The 16,055-nt window shown below is 66.2% G+C and carries 15 protein-coding genes; 6 read left to right on the top strand and 9 right to left on the bottom strand.

From position 1 onward, the window contains the following. Positions 1 to 31: 31 nt before the first annotated feature. Both OOB33_RS14645 and OOB33_RS14650 read right to left on the bottom strand, forming a co-directional pair. Positions 32 to 688, bottom strand: coding sequence for a retropepsin-like aspartic protease family protein (locus OOB33_RS14645; protein WP_271009206.1), 657 nt, complete (start codon positions 686 to 688; stop codon positions 32 to 34). Then, complete coding sequence (locus tag OOB33_RS14650) at positions 681 to 1,175, bottom strand: YajQ family cyclic di-GMP-binding protein (RefSeq protein WP_171826069.1); 495 nt, start codon at positions 1,173 to 1,175, stop codon at positions 681 to 683. The genes OOB33_RS14645 and OOB33_RS14650 overlap by 8 nt, the downstream gene beginning before the upstream one ends. A 113-nt stretch (positions 1,176 to 1,288) precedes the next feature. On the opposite strand from OOB33_RS14650, the gene murB reads away from it, so the two are divergent. Further along, complete coding sequence (murB, locus tag OOB33_RS14655; protein WP_102770437.1) at positions 1,289 to 2,317, top strand: UDP-N-acetylmuramate dehydrogenase; 1,029 nt, start codon at positions 1,289 to 1,291, stop codon at positions 2,315 to 2,317. Between the two features lie 38 nt (positions 2,318 to 2,355). Here the strand turns inward: murB and OOB33_RS14660 are convergent, their stop codons facing one another. The 6 genes from OOB33_RS14660 to OOB33_RS14685 form a co-directional block, all read right to left on the bottom strand. Further along, positions 2,356 to 4,677 (bottom strand): ATP-binding protein, encoded by a 2,322-nt coding sequence (locus OOB33_RS14660; RefSeq protein WP_271009207.1) that lies wholly within the window; start codon positions 4,675 to 4,677, stop codon positions 2,356 to 2,358. Beyond that, a complete protein-coding gene (locus OOB33_RS14665) occupies positions 4,674 to 5,294 on the bottom strand; it encodes a hypothetical protein (protein ID WP_271009208.1) in 621 nt (206 codons plus the stop codon). The genes OOB33_RS14660 and OOB33_RS14665 overlap by 4 nt, the downstream gene beginning before the upstream one ends. Positions 5,295 to 5,325: 31 nt before the next feature. After that, positions 5,326 to 6,687, bottom strand: coding sequence for an argininosuccinate synthase (argG, locus tag OOB33_RS14670; protein WP_102770178.1), 1,362 nt, complete (start codon positions 6,685 to 6,687; stop codon positions 5,326 to 5,328). 168 nt (positions 6,688 to 6,855) lie between these two features. Beyond that, positions 6,856 to 7,731: a DUF924 family protein gene (locus tag OOB33_RS14675; protein ID WP_271009209.1), complete on the bottom strand. Its 876-nt coding sequence runs from the start codon at positions 7,729 to 7,731 to the stop codon at positions 6,856 to 6,858. A gap of 4 nt (positions 7,732 to 7,735) precedes the next feature. After that, the gene (locus tag OOB33_RS14680) at positions 7,736 to 9,925 is read right to left on the bottom strand and encodes a prolyl oligopeptidase family serine peptidase (RefSeq protein WP_271009210.1); all 2,190 of its coding nucleotides are present in this window, start codon (positions 9,923 to 9,925) and stop codon (positions 7,736 to 7,738) included. Between the two features lie 107 nt (positions 9,926 to 10,032). Beyond that, a complete protein-coding gene (locus OOB33_RS14685; RefSeq protein ID WP_102770180.1) occupies positions 10,033 to 10,596 on the bottom strand; it encodes a YaeQ family protein in 564 nt (187 codons plus the stop codon). Positions 10,597 to 10,785: 189 nt separating this feature from the next. On the opposite strand from OOB33_RS14685, the gene OOB33_RS14690 reads away from it, so the two are divergent. From OOB33_RS14690 to OOB33_RS14700, 3 genes are all read left to right on the top strand, one after another. Next, positions 10,786 to 11,058, top strand: a complete 273-nt coding sequence (locus tag OOB33_RS14690; protein ID WP_102770440.1) for a hypothetical protein — start codon at positions 10,786 to 10,788, stop codon at positions 11,056 to 11,058. 221 nt (positions 11,059 to 11,279) lie between these two features. Then, on the top strand, positions 11,280 to 11,951 hold the full coding sequence (locus tag OOB33_RS14695) for a hypothetical protein (RefSeq protein WP_271009211.1): 672 nt from the start codon (positions 11,280 to 11,282) through the stop codon (positions 11,949 to 11,951). Positions 11,952 to 12,085: 134 nt separating this feature from the next. Then, on the top strand, positions 12,086 to 14,143 hold the full coding sequence (locus tag OOB33_RS14700; RefSeq protein WP_271009212.1) for a M3 family metallopeptidase: 2,058 nt from the start codon (positions 12,086 to 12,088) through the stop codon (positions 14,141 to 14,143). Between the two features lie 25 nt (positions 14,144 to 14,168). On the opposite strand, the gene OOB33_RS14705 is transcribed toward OOB33_RS14700, so the two are convergent. Further along, positions 14,169 to 14,672, bottom strand: a complete 504-nt coding sequence (locus tag OOB33_RS14705; RefSeq protein WP_271009213.1) for a response regulator — start codon at positions 14,670 to 14,672, stop codon at positions 14,169 to 14,171. A 131-nt stretch (positions 14,673 to 14,803) separates the two neighbouring features. Between OOB33_RS14705 and OOB33_RS14710 the strand changes: the two genes are divergently transcribed. Together OOB33_RS14710 and OOB33_RS14715 are read left to right on the top strand one after the other, a co-directional pair. Next, positions 14,804 to 15,610, top strand: coding sequence for an SDR family oxidoreductase (locus OOB33_RS14710; RefSeq protein WP_271009214.1), 807 nt, complete (start codon positions 14,804 to 14,806; stop codon positions 15,608 to 15,610). A 53-nt stretch (positions 15,611 to 15,663) separates the two neighbouring features. Then, entirely contained in the window at positions 15,664 to 15,942 is a 279-nt protein-coding gene (locus OOB33_RS14715) for a hypothetical protein (protein WP_271009215.1), read from the top strand. The last annotated feature ends 113 nt before the right edge of the window (positions 15,943 to 16,055 follow it).

Raw genomic sequence — 16,055 nt, forward strand, 5'->3', positions numbered from 1 at the left:
ACGGCCATTTTGAGCGCAAACGCCTGCGGCATCAGTAGCGCAGGTCCAGCGTCAGCACGTCATTGTCCCGTTTCATCTGGAAGCGGGTCAGAAAGCTGTTGCCCAGCAGCACATGGCTCATCTGGCTGGGCACGACGATGGCTTCAATACCTCGCACCTCGACGTCGCCAATGCGCACGGAATCCAGCATCAGCGCGTAGGCCGGAATGATGCCGTTTGCGGTTTGCGTCATGGTGCGACGGCCCTCGCGGTAGCGCAGGCCCATGCGTTCGGCTTCGGACTGACTGATGGAGATGGCGGTGGCGCCGGTGTCGACCAGGAACTGGGTCGAGTGGCCATTGATATTGCCAACCGTGGTGAAGTGGCCGCCATGGCCTGACGACAGCACGATCTTGCGGCCGGTGTTGGCCGCTGCGGCGCCGTCACCGACCCGGCCCGGCGAGGCTCCGAGGACGAGGTTGACGCGGCGCCCTTTGATCTCGACCACGGCTTGGGCGTCGGCCAGTGACAGCAGCTTCACGCCCCGCACGGTTTCGCCCACGGGAACGGTGCGAGGCTCGCCATCAATCAGCAGCAGGGCCGATTTGGCACCCAAGCTGCCGTTGAAGCTGACCACCTGGGCCTGAGCGTTCAAGCTCAGCGTTGCCGTCAGCAGCAGCCCCAAGCCCGCACATGAGCTCTTAATCACGGAAATTCCCGTAGTCGAGCGGAACATCGGCCATCTCTTTTTTGAGCATGTTGATGGCCACTTGCAGGTCGTCACGGTTTTTGCCAGTGACCCGCACGGTGTCGCCCTGGATGGAGGCCTGCACCTTGATCTTGCTGTTCTTGATGGCCGAGACGATCTTCTTGGCCAGGTCGGACTCGATGCCGTTCTTGATCTTGTAGACCTGGCGCACCTTGTCGCCGCCGAGCTTCTCGACCTTGTCCTGCTTGTCCAGGAAGCTGATGACCACGCCTTGCTTGACCAGCTTGGCGTAGAGCACCGCCTCGATCTGCTCCAACTGGAAGTCACTCTCGCCCACCGAGTGAATTTCCTTCTCTTTTTCCTTCAGGGTGACTTCGGCAGCCGTGCCCTTGAAATCGAAGCGGGTGCTGATTTCCTTGATGCTGTTGTCGACCCCGTTGCGGATCTTGACCATGTCGGCTTCAAGGGTGGTGTCAAAACTGGGCATATGGATGGGCTTCTTATTTCTGGTGGAGGGCGGGAGAGTCCGCCTTGATCTGGGAAAATTCTGCCATGTCGCAACCCGCTGTAAATCCCCCGAATGAGCTGACCACCCCCGCCTTGCGGGTGGAGCGCGATGTCAATCTCAAGTCTTGCAATACCTTTGGCCTGCCGGCCACGGCACGGCGCCTGGTGCGCATCCGCGAAGCGGCCGATGTGCGCCGTGTGGTGGACCACCCGGAGCTGGGCCGTGCACCCAAGTTTGTGCTCGGCGGCGGCAGCAATCTGGTGCTGACCAAAGACCTCGACGCCGTGGTGTTGAAGATGGAGATTCCAGGCTTGCGACTGCTGGAAGAACGTACGGACGCCTGGATTATCGAGGCAGGCGCCGGTGTGCCTTGGCATGAGCTGGTGCGCTGGTGCGTGGAGCAGGGCTATCCGGGCCTGGAAAACATGGCCCTGATCCCGGGCACGGTGGGCGCCGCGCCGGTGCAGAACATCGGCGCCTACGGCCTGGAGATGAAAGACCGGCTCGACAGTGTCGAGGTGATGGACCTGGTCACCGGCCGGCCGGTGCGTTTGCCGGCCGAGGTCTGCCAGCTGGCCTATCGCGACAGCGTGTTCAAGCAGAGCGGCCCCGGCGGCCTGGCCGGCAAGAGCGTGATCACCTCGGTGCGTCTGCGCCTGCCCAAACCCTGGCAGCCGGTGCTGGGCTATCTGGAGCTGGAGCGCAAGATGGCCGAGACCGGCATCAGCGCCCCGACGCCGCGCCAGATCTTCGACTGGGTCTGCGCCATCCGTCGCGCCAAGCTGCCCGATCCGGCCGTGATCGGCAATGCCGGCAGTTTTTTCAAGAACCCGGTGGTCACGCCCGAGCAATGCCGCGACATCATCGGCCGCGACCCTGGCATCGTTCACTACCCCATGCCCGATGGCAGCATCAAGTTGGCGGCCGGCTGGATGATCGATGCCTGCGGTTGGAAGGGCAAGACGGTGGGCGGTGCGGCCGTGTACGAAAAGCAGGCCCTGGTGCTGGTCAACCGCGGCGAGGCGCGTGGCGCCGAGGTGGTGACTCTGGCACGGGCGATCCAAGAAAGCGTCTACGGCCGTTTCGGTATTCGTCTGGAGCCGGAGCCAGTCCTGCTCTGATCTTCGGCCGGCCGGCCGGCGGCCGCTGCGCCGGGGTGTCAGGCCAGGTCTTGCTCCCGGCACAGCGCTTCGCTGCGGCTGAGCGCGGCCAGCAGTTGCTGGGTCTGCGCTTCGACTGAAGGCCAGTCCACGGCCCCCTGGTCCTGCTGCAAGGCTTTGGCGCTTTGCTCCAGCTGCAAGGCGGGCTGCACCACCAACTGGAAGCCCAGGTTCGCCGCCGCTCCTTTGACCCCATGCGCGGCCTCGCCGAGCTGTCGTTGGTTGCGGCCGCTCAGGCCGGCTTGCAGATCGGCGCGTGTGCGCTCCAGGCTGGCCACATAGCTGGCGTAGAGCTGGCGCACCGTGCTGGCCGGCAGCATCTGGCGCAGATCGGCCAGGGCCTGCGGGTCGAGTCCAGGCTCGTCGGCCTCGCCGCGGGTCACGGCTGCTGCCATCGTGTCCGGCGTTTCAGGGGCGGAGTCCGTGGTCGGTCGATCGGGCTGTGCCTGGCTGGCCAGGCTTTGGGCATGCTGGTTCAAGGCCTGCGCCAAGGCTTCCACGCCGATGGGCTTGGGCAGGAAATCATCCATGCCGGCCTGCAGCGCGCGTTGGCGCGACTCGTCAAAGGCATCGGCCGAGAGGGCGATGATGCGCACATGGCATTTCGGCGCCGGTAGGCGGCGCATGGCGCGGGTGGCGGCGTAGCCATCCATCACCGGTGTGTGCAGGTCCATCAACACCAGGTCGAAGTCCTGGCTGGCCAGGGCGTGCAAGGCCTCGTGGCCGTTCTCGCAGAAGAAGGCCGGGTGGCCCAGGCGCTCCAGCACCGCCTGCAGGTAAGCGCGGTTGGTGGCATGGTCTTCTGAGACCAGGATGCGCAAGGGCTTGTGCTCGCCCGCGAGTGCGTCTTGGACGGTGCTGGCTTGCTCACTGCTGGGTGCGGCGCAGCTGACCAGGGGCAGGTCGACCGTAAAGGTCGAGCCCTGGCCCAGCACGCTGCTGACGGAGATGTCGCCGCCCATGGCGCGGGCCAGGTTGCGCGAGATCTCCAGACCCAGGCCGGTGCCGCCAAAGCGGCGCGAGCGCGTGGTGTCGCCCTGGCTGAAGCGCTGGAACAAGCGGGTCTGGGTGTCGCCGTCCATGCCCATGCCGGTGTCGCTGACCTCGAACCTCAGCAGGGTCTGGCCCAGCATGTCTTCCTGGCGGCTGAGGTGCAGGCGCACCCGGCCCTGTTCGGAGAACTTCAGCGCATTGCTGAGCAGATTGAGCAGGATCTGGCGCAGGCGGGTCGGGTCGGCGCTGACCCAGGCGGGCACATCGGCGTCGGCCAGCAGCTGCAAGTCCAGCGATTTGGCCAGGGCCTGCGGACGGCTCAGCTCGTCCAGCTCCTGCAGCAGGCGAGGCAGGTGGACCGGCTCGGGCTGGATGTGGATGCCACCGGCCTCCATCTTGGAGACGTCGAGGATGTCGTTCAGCACTGTCAGCAGATGGCGGCTGGAGTCGTGCGCAGCGCGCAGCTGGCTTCTCTGAGACGGCGTCAGTGCTGTGTCCTTGAGCAGGTCCAGCATGCCCAGCAGGCCGTGCATGGGGGTGCGCAGTTCATGGCTCATATTGGCCAGGAACACGCTCTTGGCCCGGCTGCCGGCCTCGGCTTCGATTTGCGCCTGCTGCAGACGCTCGGCCAGGGCATGCTGATCCTGGCCGTAGCGGTTGAGGCGGCGGAACTGGCGCAGCAGCATGGCCGCGAAACCCAGGCTCAACGCGCATTGCAAACCGGTCAACCACAAGCTCATGCGGGCCTGCTCACGCACCAGCTGGTTGCGTTCATCGACCTGGGCTGCGACGTGGTGCGAGGCGGTCAGCGACAGCTCGCGCACGGCGTCGGACAGGGACTGCAACTGCGCCAAGGCCTCGCGCAGCTCCGGGCCGGCCTGGCCTTGTTCGGTTTGCCGGCGCACCCAGTCCGCCTTCAGCGGCAGGGCATCGGCCCAGGCGACAAAGCGCTTGCTGCGGTCAAGGGTCTTTTGATAGTCCGGATGCTCGCGCAGCACCAGGGTGGCGTGTTCGCCTTCGATCAACCCCAGGCGGCTGACAAAAATCTCGTAGCGCTGCTCCACCTGATCGGGGTCCACCTCGTCTGAGCGATGCTCGGCATCTTCCAGGGCCAGGCGCAAGCGCAAGGACTCGACTTCGAACTGGAACAGGCTCCAGATCATGTAGTCATCCTGGTAGCTGCGTGTGGCATTGAGCAGCAGAAACTGACGTGCTTGCAGCACGCCCACCGAACCCAGCACCAGCACCAGCAAACCGCCCATGGCCAGCAAGAGGATGCGCCAGCGACGGCGCTGGCCGGCGCTCTGGGTGCTGGGGCTGCTGCTCACCGGACCTCCAGGCTCTTCAGTTGCCAGATGGAGCGGCTGTAGTAGACGCTGCTGCGCAGCTGGGGGTCGCTGTCGTAGGGGTAGACGATGAAGAGTGGGCCCTTGTCCCGCAGCGCGATCGGCTTGCCGTCGATCTGCAGGGCCAGGACCGGTTTGAAGCGCGCGGCGTCGCTGACCGGGATGTTGACCTTGTAGTCATTGATGGCGCGGGCTTCCAGGGTCTGGCCCTGCGCCCCCGCGAGGTTCAGTACATCTTGCAGCAGCGGGCCGCTGAAGGTGCGCGGTGCCGGGTACCAGGGCGTTTGCGTGTGCAGCTGTTGCTGGGGCAGGGCGCTGAGCTGGGCCAGGTCCAGCTGCACCGTCTTGCCGGGCCCGGCCTTGAGCGCGCCGCTGATGGTCAGCAGCACCGGCGCCTTGGCGGCCGGTTTGCTGTCCATGGCATTGGCGGGCTTGGGCGCCTGTGGCACAGGCTGGCCCGAGGCCGCCAGGCTGGCCGTGAGCAGGCCCAGGGCGCCAAGCAGGCGCCACAAAACCAGGCGCCACAAGCCATGAGTCTGGCGTCGTGCCACGAAAGCCGGGCAGTTTGAAGCCAGCAGGGTGCGCGCACGCATCATCATCGAGCCCGAGAGCGCAGGGTCAGCCCGCGTTTCAGCGGCCGCTGGAGTCGCCGCCTTCGGTCTTAGCCTGCTGCAGCTGCGGCAGGTTGCCGCTGTGGCCCGGGGTCAGCAAGCCGGCCTGGGTGTAGGTCATCAGCTTGGCGCGGGTGTCGACGATGTCCAGATTGCGCATGGTCAGCTGGCCGATGCGGTCCGCCGGCGAGAAGGGCGCGTCTTCGACCTTTTCCATGGACAGGCGCTCGGGCTTGTAGGTCAGGTTGGGGCTCTTGGTGTCCAGCAGCGAGTAGTCATTGCCGCGGCGCAGCTCGATCGCCACCTCGCCGGTCACGGCGCGGGCCACCCAGCGCTGGGCGGTTTCGCGCAGCATGATGGCTTGCGGGTCGAACCAGCGGCCTTGGTAGAGCAGGCGGCCGAGCTTGAGACCATTCATGCGGTACTGCTCGATGGTGTCTTCGTTGTGGATGCCGGTGACCAGGCGCTCGTAGGCGATGTGCAAGAGGGCCAGGCCCGGGGCTTCGTAGATGCCGCGGCTCTTGGCTTCGATGATGCGGTTCTCGATCTGGTCGCTCATACCCAGGCCGTGGCGGCCGCCGATGCGGTTGGCTTCCAGCAGCAGGGCGACTGGGTCGCTGTACTCGACGCCGTTCAGCGCCACCGGCATGCCTTCTTCAAAGCGCACGGTGACTTCCTCGGCCTTGACCACCACGTCATCGCGCCAGAAGGCCACGCCCATGATGGGGTTGACGATGCGAATGCCGCTGTTCAGGTGCTCCAGGTCCTTGGCCTCGTGGGTGGCACCCAGCAGGTTGGAGTCGGTGGAGTAGGCCTTCTCGGCCGACATCTTGTAGCCGAAGCCGGCCTTGCTCATGAAGGCGGACATCTCGGCGCGGCCGCCCAGCTCGTCGATGAAGGCCTGATCCAGCCAGGGCTTGTAGATCTTCAACGCCGGGTTGGTCAGCAGGCCGTAGCGGTAGAAGCGCTCGATGTCATTGCCCTTGAAGGTCGAGCCGTCACCCCAAATGTTGACGTCGTCTTCCTTCATGGCCGCCACCAGCATGGTGCCTGTCACGGCGCGGCCGATGGGCGTGGTGTTGAAGTAGGTCACGCCGGCGGTGCTGATGTGGAAGGCGCCGGCCTGCAGGGCGGCAATGCCCTCGTGCACCAGCTGGGCGCGGCAGTCCACCAGCACGGCTTTCTCGGCGCCGTACTGCATGGCCTTGCGCGGAATCTCGTCGTAGTCCGGCTCGTCGGGCTGGCCCAGATTGGCGGTGTAGGCATAGGGGATGGCGCCCTTGTTGCGCATCCAGTGCAGGGCGGCGCTGGTGTCCAGGCCACCGGAGAAAGCGATACCGACCTTCTGGCCGACGGGGATGTTCTGAAGAATGCTGGACATGTGGAACTCGAGGGGGCTGAGTGGGTTCGAGCGAAACGTTCGGGAGCCAAGCTCAGCAGGTGGACAACAAAGGGCGCAAAGAACAGACGGCCTGCATTTTCTGTCAATTTTCACGCCCGGCCCGGCGCAGCGTCGCGCCCGGCTGACAAGGCATGGCGCCGCGAGTGATCAAAAGCCGGCGCCCGGTTGGGCGAGGTACTGCTGCTCGGCCTCGGTGGAGGCCCGGCCCAGCAGGGCATTGCGATGAGGAAAGCGGCCGAACTGCGCGATCACCTGCTGGTGGCGGTGAGCGTAGTCGGCCGCGCCGGCCAGGCGTGCGTCCTCGGCAGCCAGGGCTTCGAAGGCCTGCACGCAGCGGTTTTGCAGGCTTAAATCTTCGGCATGTTCGAGCGGCATGAGCAGGAACCAGCGCTGCAGGGTGGACAGTTCACGGGCTTGCGGCAGGTCCATCAGGCCCAGGGCCAGCTGCAGCGCCAGCGGGTCGCCCGCAAAGGCTCGGGCGCTGTCGCGGTAGATGTTGCGGGTGAACTGGTCCAGCAGCAGGATGCGCGCCAGACGCGCTTGCGCGCTGTCGCCCCAATGGCTCAGGCTTTGTTGCAAGGCCTGTTCGACCAGGTCGCCAAAACGGCTGCGGATCACTTCATCGGTGGCCGCGCTCTTGTTGAACCAGAGCGGGCGCACCTGGTCGTCCTCGGCGCTGCCCAGCGTGCCGAACCAGTAGTTGATCACCGCCTGGGCCTCCGCCGGCAGGCGCAGGCGCTGCCATTGCGGGTGGCGCTGCAGATAAGCCTCGACATAGCTGCAGCCGGGCAGCAGGGGCAGGCCCAGACCGGCCGCCCAGCGCAGGCCATGTGCCACCAGCTGGCCGGCCAGGCCGCGGCCTTGCAGGGCGGGCGCGGTGCCGGTGTGGGTGAAGACCAGGTCGCGGCCGCTGAGCTGGTAGTCCAGCTCGATCTGCTGGCCGTCGATCTCGGCCCAAAAACGGCCTTGAATCGCGCCGCCGGCGCCGCTCTCGCTGTGGTGTTGGATGTCGAGGCTGCTCATGACTTCAGCGTCCCAGTTGTTGCCAGAGGTAGCTGTATTCCAGCGCTTGCAGGGTGGCCCGCTGCTCGTTGTCGGCCGCGCCGCCGTGCCCGCCCTCAGTGTTCTCAAAGTAGTAGAGCGGGTGGCCTTGCTCCAGCATTAGCGCCGCCATCTTGCGGGCGTGGCCAGGGTGGACGCGGTCGTCACGGGTCGATGTGGTGAACAGCACCTTGGGGTATTTCACACCGGGCTTGACGTTCTGGTAGGGGCTGTACTTGGAGATGAAGCTCCACTCCTCGGCGCGATCCGGGTCGCCGTACTCGGCCATCCAGGAGGCGCCGGCCAGCAGCTGGTGGTAGCGGCGCATGTCCAGCAGCGGCACCTGGCAGACCACGGCATTGAACAGATCGGGCCGCTGCACGAAAGTGGCGCCGACCAGCAGGCCGCCATTGCTGCCGCCCATGATGCCCAGATGTCGGGGCGAGCTGATCTTGCGGGCGATCAGGTCTTCGGCCACGGCGATGAAATCGTCGTAGCTGCGCTGCTTGTTGGCCTTGACGGCCGACTGGTGCCAGGCCGGGCCGAACTCGCCGCCGCCACGGATATTGGCCAGCACGAACACGCCGCCGCGGCTGTACCAGGCGCGGCCGAAGCCACCCGAGTAGAAGGGCTGCATGGACGCCTCAAAGCCGCCGTAGCCGTAGAGCAGGGTGGGGTTCTGGCCATCCAGGGCAACACCTTCCGGCCTCACCACGAAGTAGGGCACGCGGGTGCCGTCCTTGCTGGTGGCGAAATGTTGCTCGGCCTTGAGGCCGCGGGCCTCGAACTTGGCCGCGCGAGCCTTCAGCAGCTCGCGCGCGTCGCTGCCGGCGCGGGCGAGGAAGAGGCTGTCGGGGGTCAGAAAGTCCGCGTAATTGACGAGGTAGTGCTCGGCCAGCTCATCCTGGGCCAGCTCGCTGTCATGCAGGGCCTGCAGATGCAGGGTGCCGGGGAAGGGCGCCTGGATCCGGCGATGGCGGGCCGGGCGGCCTGGCGCGAACTGCCACTCTTCCAGCTTGCTCGCCACCTGATCGTTGATATTGAGCACCAGGTGCTGGCGGGTGGTGATGAAGCTGTCCAGCGAGCGGGTGGCGCTGGGCTTGAACAAGGTGCTGAACTTGCGCTCGCCGCGGATGAAGGCGGCCGCCCGCGCGCTCAGCAAGCTGCCGGCGGCATGCCGCACGCCGCCGACGCGCCAGTCCTTGCGCGGCTGCAGCAGCACGCGGGCGCCCCAGAAGCTCAGCTGCACATCGCTGGGCACGTCCAGGGCCCGGAGCTTGTCGCCCTGCAGCAGGAAATAGCGCTGGTTGTAGAAATCCAGCGCGCGGCTGAACACGGTGCGCTCATGGCCGGGCGTGCGGTCCACCAGCACTGACACTGCCACATCCTGGGCTTGGCCCTCGAACACCGTGCGAGCCTGGGCCAGCGGCGTACCGCGCTGCCAGCGCTTGATCACGCGCGGGTAGCCCGAATCGGTCAGGCTGCCGGGGCCGAAATCGCTGGCCACATAAAGGTGGTCGGCATCGATCCAGCTGACCTCGCTCTTGGCCTCGGGCAGGACGAAGCCGCCTGAGACGAACTGCTTGCTGACGGTGTCGAACTCACGGACCACATGGGCGTCCGAGCCGCCGCGCGAGAGCGAGATCAGGCAGCGGCGGTACTCGGGCGCCAGGCAATGGGCGCCAGCGAAGACCCAGCTTTCGTTCTCGGCGGCGCCAAGTGCGTCCAGGTCCAGCACGGTTTCCCAGGCGGGGCTGGCTTTTTTGTACTCGCCCAGGCTGCTGCGGCGCCACAGGCCGCGCTTGTGGTTCTGGTCTTGCCAGAGGTTGTAGACCCAGGCGCCCTTGCGGCTGATCTGCGGGATGCGGTCGCTGGCATTGAGCAGGTCCAGCATCTCGCGGCGCAGGCCCGGGTACTCGGGGCGGGCTTGCAGCTCAGCAAGGGTGAGCTGGTTGCGTTCCTTGACCCAGGCCAGGGCGCGCTCGCCTTGCACCTCTTCCAGCCATTGACGCGGATCGGTGCTGGCTGCTTCGGGTGTTTGGCCGGGTGTCTGGCCGGGTGTCTGGCTGAAGGCAGGGGCGCTGGTGGTCATGGTCATCAGTCCGAACAGGGCCAGAGACAGGGCGCGGGCGCCGAAGGCGTGCCGGCGCGACTGGGTTTGGGAGCTTGAGTTCATGGCGAGCATCCTAGGTGCAGCGACGCGGCGCGCCGCAGCGGCTTGTTGGGGTGTGCGAATAGTGGATCGCAAGACCGCAGCGGTGGCCAGCGGCTTCCAGCTTCCACTCACTCGTCGGCCGGCCGCTTCAGCGCGATGGGGTTGATCTCGACCGAGCTCTCGGCGGTGGAGACGTAAATTCCGCCGTCCTGCACCGTCACTTGCAGCTGCATGCTGCGTTGGGCCAAAGCGGCCAGCGCCTGCGATTGCTCGGCCGGGATCTGCCAGACCGCCAGGCGCGGGCAGCGCTGCAGCTTGGATTCGATGCCCGCCCACCAGATCGGCGTGCTGTAGGCATAGCCGTAGACCGACACCTTCTCCGCCCGGCCGTGGGCCTTGAGCAGGCGGCGGTCGTCGGGCTGGCCCAGGTCGATCCAGTGCAGGATGTCGCCGGTCAGGTCGCGCTGCCAGAGTTCGGGCTCTTCGGCGTCGGCCAGGCCCTTGCTCAGCTCCAGCTTGCCGCGCAAATCATCGGCCGGCGCATTGAGCGCAAAGGCCAGGATGCGGACCATCATGCGTTCGTCGGTTTCCGAGGGCTGGCGCGCGATCGTCAGGTTGTGCTCGCCGTAGACATGGCGGTCCATGTCGGCGATCTGCAGCTGGGCTTTGTGGATGGTCGCTTTGAGGGCCATGGCGGGCGCGGTGCTTTCTGCTGTGGAAGAGGCGGCCCCAGGCGCGAGGCGGGCTCGGGGCAATCGCGCATTATCGGGGCTGGCCCTGGCGTCCCGCGCCGGAGCTTGGCTGCCAAGGCCAGGGCATGGGGGACAATCGGCCGCTTCTCCTCCACTGTCGGCGCCTTGTCGCGCCGCGAAAGCCTTGCCATGAGCATGAAGAAGACCGATCTCGACCGCCTTGCCGGCATCAAACTGGACAGCCAGATGCGCGGTGCCGCGATCCCCGGTCGCTTTGGCAAGCAGGCCGCCCAGCTGCCCGACCGCAAGGAGCAACGTCGCCTCGACGCGGCCGCCGGTCTGGTGCCTTTTGCCTGCAAGCTGCCCGCTGCCCTGACCCAGCAGCTGCGCGAACGCGCGGCCAGCCACGAGGGCGGCATCAACGGCCTGGTGGCCGAGCTGCTGCAGAAATCGCTGGCTTGAAGCCTGGAGCGGATGCCCGGGGCGGCGTCCGTACCCGGCCTGATCCCCGGCCATGCGCAGCCATGGCATGATGGCCGCCGTCGTGTGTTGGGCTGCGCCTGTCGCACCACATCGTTCCTGTTTTCTCTTACTTTTTTCTGTTCCTTCTTTGCTTTGTTGCATGCGCCAGGGTCGCTCATCGGGCCTGGCGGCTGTCCCGCCATCGAAAAAGAGACATTGCCATGAAACGTTTCATCATCTCCCTGGCCGCTGTGGCCCTGATGCCCGCCTTCGCGCAGACCGCCAACCCCGGTGCCAAGGTCGACCCCAAGAACAACAAGGTCAGCCGCCCCGTGGTGGAGAAGCCCAAGGTCAAGCTGCTCAGCCGCGATGAGCTGCGCAAGTGCATGGACCTGAGCGATGCCAACAACGTCGAAGCCGAGGCGGTGAAGGCCGACCAGAACACTTACAAGGAAACCGCTGCAGCCCTCAAGGCCGAGCGTGATGCGCTGCAAAAGGCCGACGAAGCCGCCGGTGTCGCCCTGGCCGAAATGAAGGCCGAGCGCGAAGCCATCCTGAAGGAATTCGAGAACATCAAGGCCTATGCCGAGAACAAGGACCCGCGCCCGGACCCGGAAGTGCTGGCCGCTCGTAACAAGGCCTACCAGGAACGCGCCAAGGCCTTCGATGCCCGCGTGACCGGCATCAATGAAAACAACGCCAAGAGCAACGAAGCCCGCAAGGCCTTCGGCACCAAGGTCGATGCGCTGAACGCCAGTTTCAAGGCGCTGGAAGAGCGCCAGGAAGCGCACCTGGACAAGGTCGATACCTGGAAGCAGGAGTGCGGTAACAAGTCCTACGACGAAGAAGACGAGAAAGCCATCAAAAAGGAGCGGGCTGCGGCCGGCAAGTGATGGCGGTCTTGGGTTGAGTTCGCTCACCCTGCGCCCGAGGCGCCAGGCCCAACGGCTTGGCGCCTTTGTGTTTTCTGGCGAGCGCGAGGCTTGATCAAGCAAGCCCGGTGTGACGCCCTTTCTGGAGTTCTCTCGTGTCTGCACCAACGACCAATCCCCTCTTGCAAGACTGGACCGGCCCCTTCGGTCTGCCCCCGTTTGCGGCCATTGAAGCCGCCCATTTTTCGCCCGCCTTCGAGCAGGCCCTGGCCGAACATCGCGCCGAGCTCGATGCCATCGCGTCGCAGAGCGAGGCGCCCAGCTTCGCCAACACCTTGGCTGCCTTCGACCGCAGCGGCCGCCTGCTGACGCGCTTGGAGCATTTGTTCTATTCGCTGGCGGCTTCGGCGTCCTCGCCCGAGATCCAGGCGGTGCAGCGCGCCCTGGCCGCGCCCTTGGCGGCGCACAACAACGCGGTGTACATGCACGCCGGCCTGTTCCAACGCGTGCATGCCGTGTTCGAGCAGCGCGCCTCGCTGGGCTTGAGCGCCGAACAGCTGCGCCTGCTGGAGCGTGTGCATCTGGACTTCGTGCGTGCGGGCGCCCAACTGGCCCCCGAGGCGCAAGCGCGTTATGCCCAGGTCATGGAGCGCCTGGCCGAGCTCAACACCCAGTTCGGCCAGAACGTGCTGGCCGACGAAAGCGGCTTCCGCCTGGAGCTGCGCAGCGAAGAGGAGCTGGCGGGCTTGCCGGCGTTCGTGCGTGCCGCGGCGGCCCAGGCGGCCGCCGAGCGCGGCCTGGAGGCCGGCGTTCATGTGATCACGCTGTCGCGCTCCCACATTGTGCCCTTCCTGACCTTCAGCGAGCGGCGTGATCTGCGTGAGCAAGCCTGGCGCGCCTGGGTGGGTCGGGGTGAGAAGGCCGGTGCCAGCGACAACCGCGCGATCGCGCAAGAGATCCTGAGCCTGCGCCAGGAGCAGGCCCGCTTGCATGGCCATGCCTGCTACGCCGACTTTGCCCTGGCCGACACCATGGCCGGATCGCGCGAGGCGGTGCTGGGCCTGCTCAACCAGGTCTGGGAGCCGGCCAAGGCGGCCGCCGAGGACGAGCGTCAGGCGCTGGAGGGCATGATGGCCTCGCTGGATCATCATTTCCCACTGGAAGCCTGGGACTGGCGCTTCTACGCCGAGAAGGTGCGCAAGGCGCGCTATGACTTGGAAGAGGCGGAGGTCAAGGCCTACTTCCCGCTCGATGCCATGGTGCAGGCCTTGTTCGACTGCGCCCAGCGCCTCTTCGGCCTGCGCTTTGTGCATCGCCCCGAGGTGGCCGGCTACCACGCCGATGTACAGGTCTACGAGGTGCGCAATGCCGATGACAGCCTGCGCGGCGTCTTCCTGCATGACAACTTTGCCCGCCCCACCAAGCGCAGCGGCGCCTGGATGAATGCCATGCGCTGGCAGGCGCGCAACGGCATGGACTGCGTGCCCATCATCCTGAACAACAACAACTTCGCCAAGGGCGCACCGGGTGAGCCGACGCTCTTGAGCTTCGACGATGCCCGCACCCTGTTCCATGAGTTCGGCCACGGCCTGCACGGCCTGCTGTCCGAGGTGGAGTTCGAGCGCCTCTCGGGCACGCAGGTGCTGCGCGATTTTGTCGAGCTGCCCTCGCAGATCTTCGAGCACTGGATGAGCGAGCCCGAGGTGCTCAAGAAACACGCCCGCCACTACCAAAGTGGCGAGCCCATCCCCGACAGCCTGCTGGCCAAGCTCAAGGCGGCCGAGTTGTTCAACCAGGGTTATGAAACCGTGCGCTACACCGCCAGCGCCCTGGTCGACCTGGCCGTGCATTCGCGCAGCGAGGCCGAGGGCCCGGATGTGGTGGCCTTCGAGGCCGAGTGCATGGCGGCCTACGGTTTGCCGGCCGCTGTGGGCATGAACCACCGGCTGACGCATTTTCAGCACCTGTTCTCAGGCGCCAGCTATGCCGCCGGCTACTACGTGTACATGTGGGCGGAAGTGCTGGACTGCGATGGCTTCGAGGCCTTTGTCGAAGCTGGCAGCGCCTTCCATGCGCCGACCGCCGAGCGCCTGCGCCGCTGCATTCTGTCCAGTGGCAACAGCCAGGAGCCCGGGGCCGCCTTCCGCGCCTTCCGTGGCCGCGATCCGGTGGTGCAGCCCATGCTCAAGAGCCGCGGCCTGCTGCCGGCTTGAGGAGGAGCTGGAGCAGGAGCAGGGCTTACTGACCCGGCGCCTTCAGCCAGGTCAGAAACTGGTCCAGGCCGGCGTGGAAGGCTTTGAAGTCCACCGGCTTGGTCCAGTACTCGGCGAATCCCGCCGCCTGTGCGCGCCGCAGGTCGTCCGGCATGGCGCTGGCCGAGAGGGCGATGCAGGGAATGGAGGCCGTGGCCGGGTCGGCACGCAGCGCCTCCAGCACCTGGAAGCCATTCATATCGGGCAGTTCCAGGTCGAGCAGGATCAGGTCCGGGCGCAGGCCGGCGGCCCGAGCCAGGCCTTGCTGTCCGTCGCCTGCCAGGCTCAGCTGCCAGGCCGGGCGCAGAGCGACCAATTCCTGGATCACCAGCTGGTTGACGGGGTTGTCTTCGATGTACAGCAGTTGGGCCTGTGCAGGTGCCGTGTGGCTGCGCTCGGCTGAGTCGCTGGCCGCAGCTGCGGCAGGGCTGCGAGCGGAGGCCGGCAGGCTGCTCAGGAACTCCGGACTTTGGCTGGACAGCGTGAACATAGCGTTACAGTCTACGTCGCTCCTGTGACAGTCAATTTGACTTGGATTCAGTCTGTTGAAAACTGTTCACGGGACTTGCCCGGGCTTGACGGCGTGCTCGTTTTTGGATTCATAACCTTGGTTTTCCTCGTATGACTTCTGCTGCTGCATCCGCATCGCCTCGCAGTGATGAGGGGCCGGTCGCCCTGGTCACCGGCGCCGGCTCGGGCATTGGCCGCGCGGTGGCCCTGGCCTTGCTGGGGGCGGGCTATCGGGTGGCCCTGCTGGGTCGCCGGGCGGAGGCCTTGACCGAGACGGCTGTGCTGGGCGGCGTCGATCCACTGCAGTCGGGCTCCTTGGATCGGGTGCTGGTGCTGCCGACGGATGTCAGCCGGCCGGAGGCCGTCAGCGCAGCCTTCGAAAGCTTGCGCCAGCATTGGGGGCGTTTGGATCTGCTGTTCAACAACGCAGGCATCGGCGCGCCCGCCGTGCCCATCGATGAGCTCAGCTTCGAGCAATGGCGCTCCGTCCTGGACGTCAATTTGAGCGGTGCCTTTTTGTGCGCCCAGGCCGCGTTCAGGCTGATGAAGCAGCAAGAGCCGCGCGGCGGCCGCATCATCAACAACGGCTCCATCTCGGCCCATGCGCCGCGCCCCAACTCGGCCCCCTACACCGCCACCAAGCATGCGATCACCGGCCTGACCAAGTCCTTGTCTCTGGACGGCCGGGCCTTCGACATCGCCTGTGGCCAGATCGACATCGGCAATGCCCTGACCGAGATGGCCCAGCCCATGACCCGGGGCGTGCCCCAGGCCAATGGCAGCATCGCGGTGGAGGCGACCATGGACGTGGCCCATGTGGCCAGCGCGGTGCTCTATATGGCCAGCCTGCCGCTGTCCGCCAATGTCCAGACCCTGACCGTCATGGCCACCACCATGCCTTTTGTCGGCCGGGGTTGAAATGCACTTCAATGGCCCGATCTGAACTTTTTGTCGTGTCCTGAAAGGCTGCTGTGCTGTCTGCACTCTTTTCCCTGCTCTTCCGCCTGGTCTTGGCGGTGGCCACCGTGGTTCTGGTGCTCAGCCTGATGGCCGTGGCCCTGGTTTCGGTCGTGGGCCTGCTGCTCTGGAGCCTGTTGCGCGGCCGCAGGCCGGTGATCGACATGGGCCGTTTCCAGCGCGCCCGCCAGGCCCGCCCCGGTTTCGGTGCTCGCCGCCCGGCTCAGCCCATGGGCGAGGTGGTCGACGTCGAAGTCCGCGAAGTTAGCCCGAGCAGCTCGCGCTTGCCTTGAGCTGCCGAGCGGCCGGCGCTTGACTGCGGACGGCTCGAAGTCGTCTTTGGTTTTGCTCGCGAGGCCCTGCAGCCCGTGCCGCCACCGGGCTCATGGTTCCGGGGTCGGCCCTG

Origin of the sequence: Paucibacter sp. B51, assembly GCF_027863535.1 — a bacterium.
In the GTDB taxonomy this organism is placed as follows: domain Bacteria; phylum Pseudomonadota; class Gammaproteobacteria; order Burkholderiales; family Burkholderiaceae_C; genus Paucibacter_A; species Paucibacter_A aquatilis.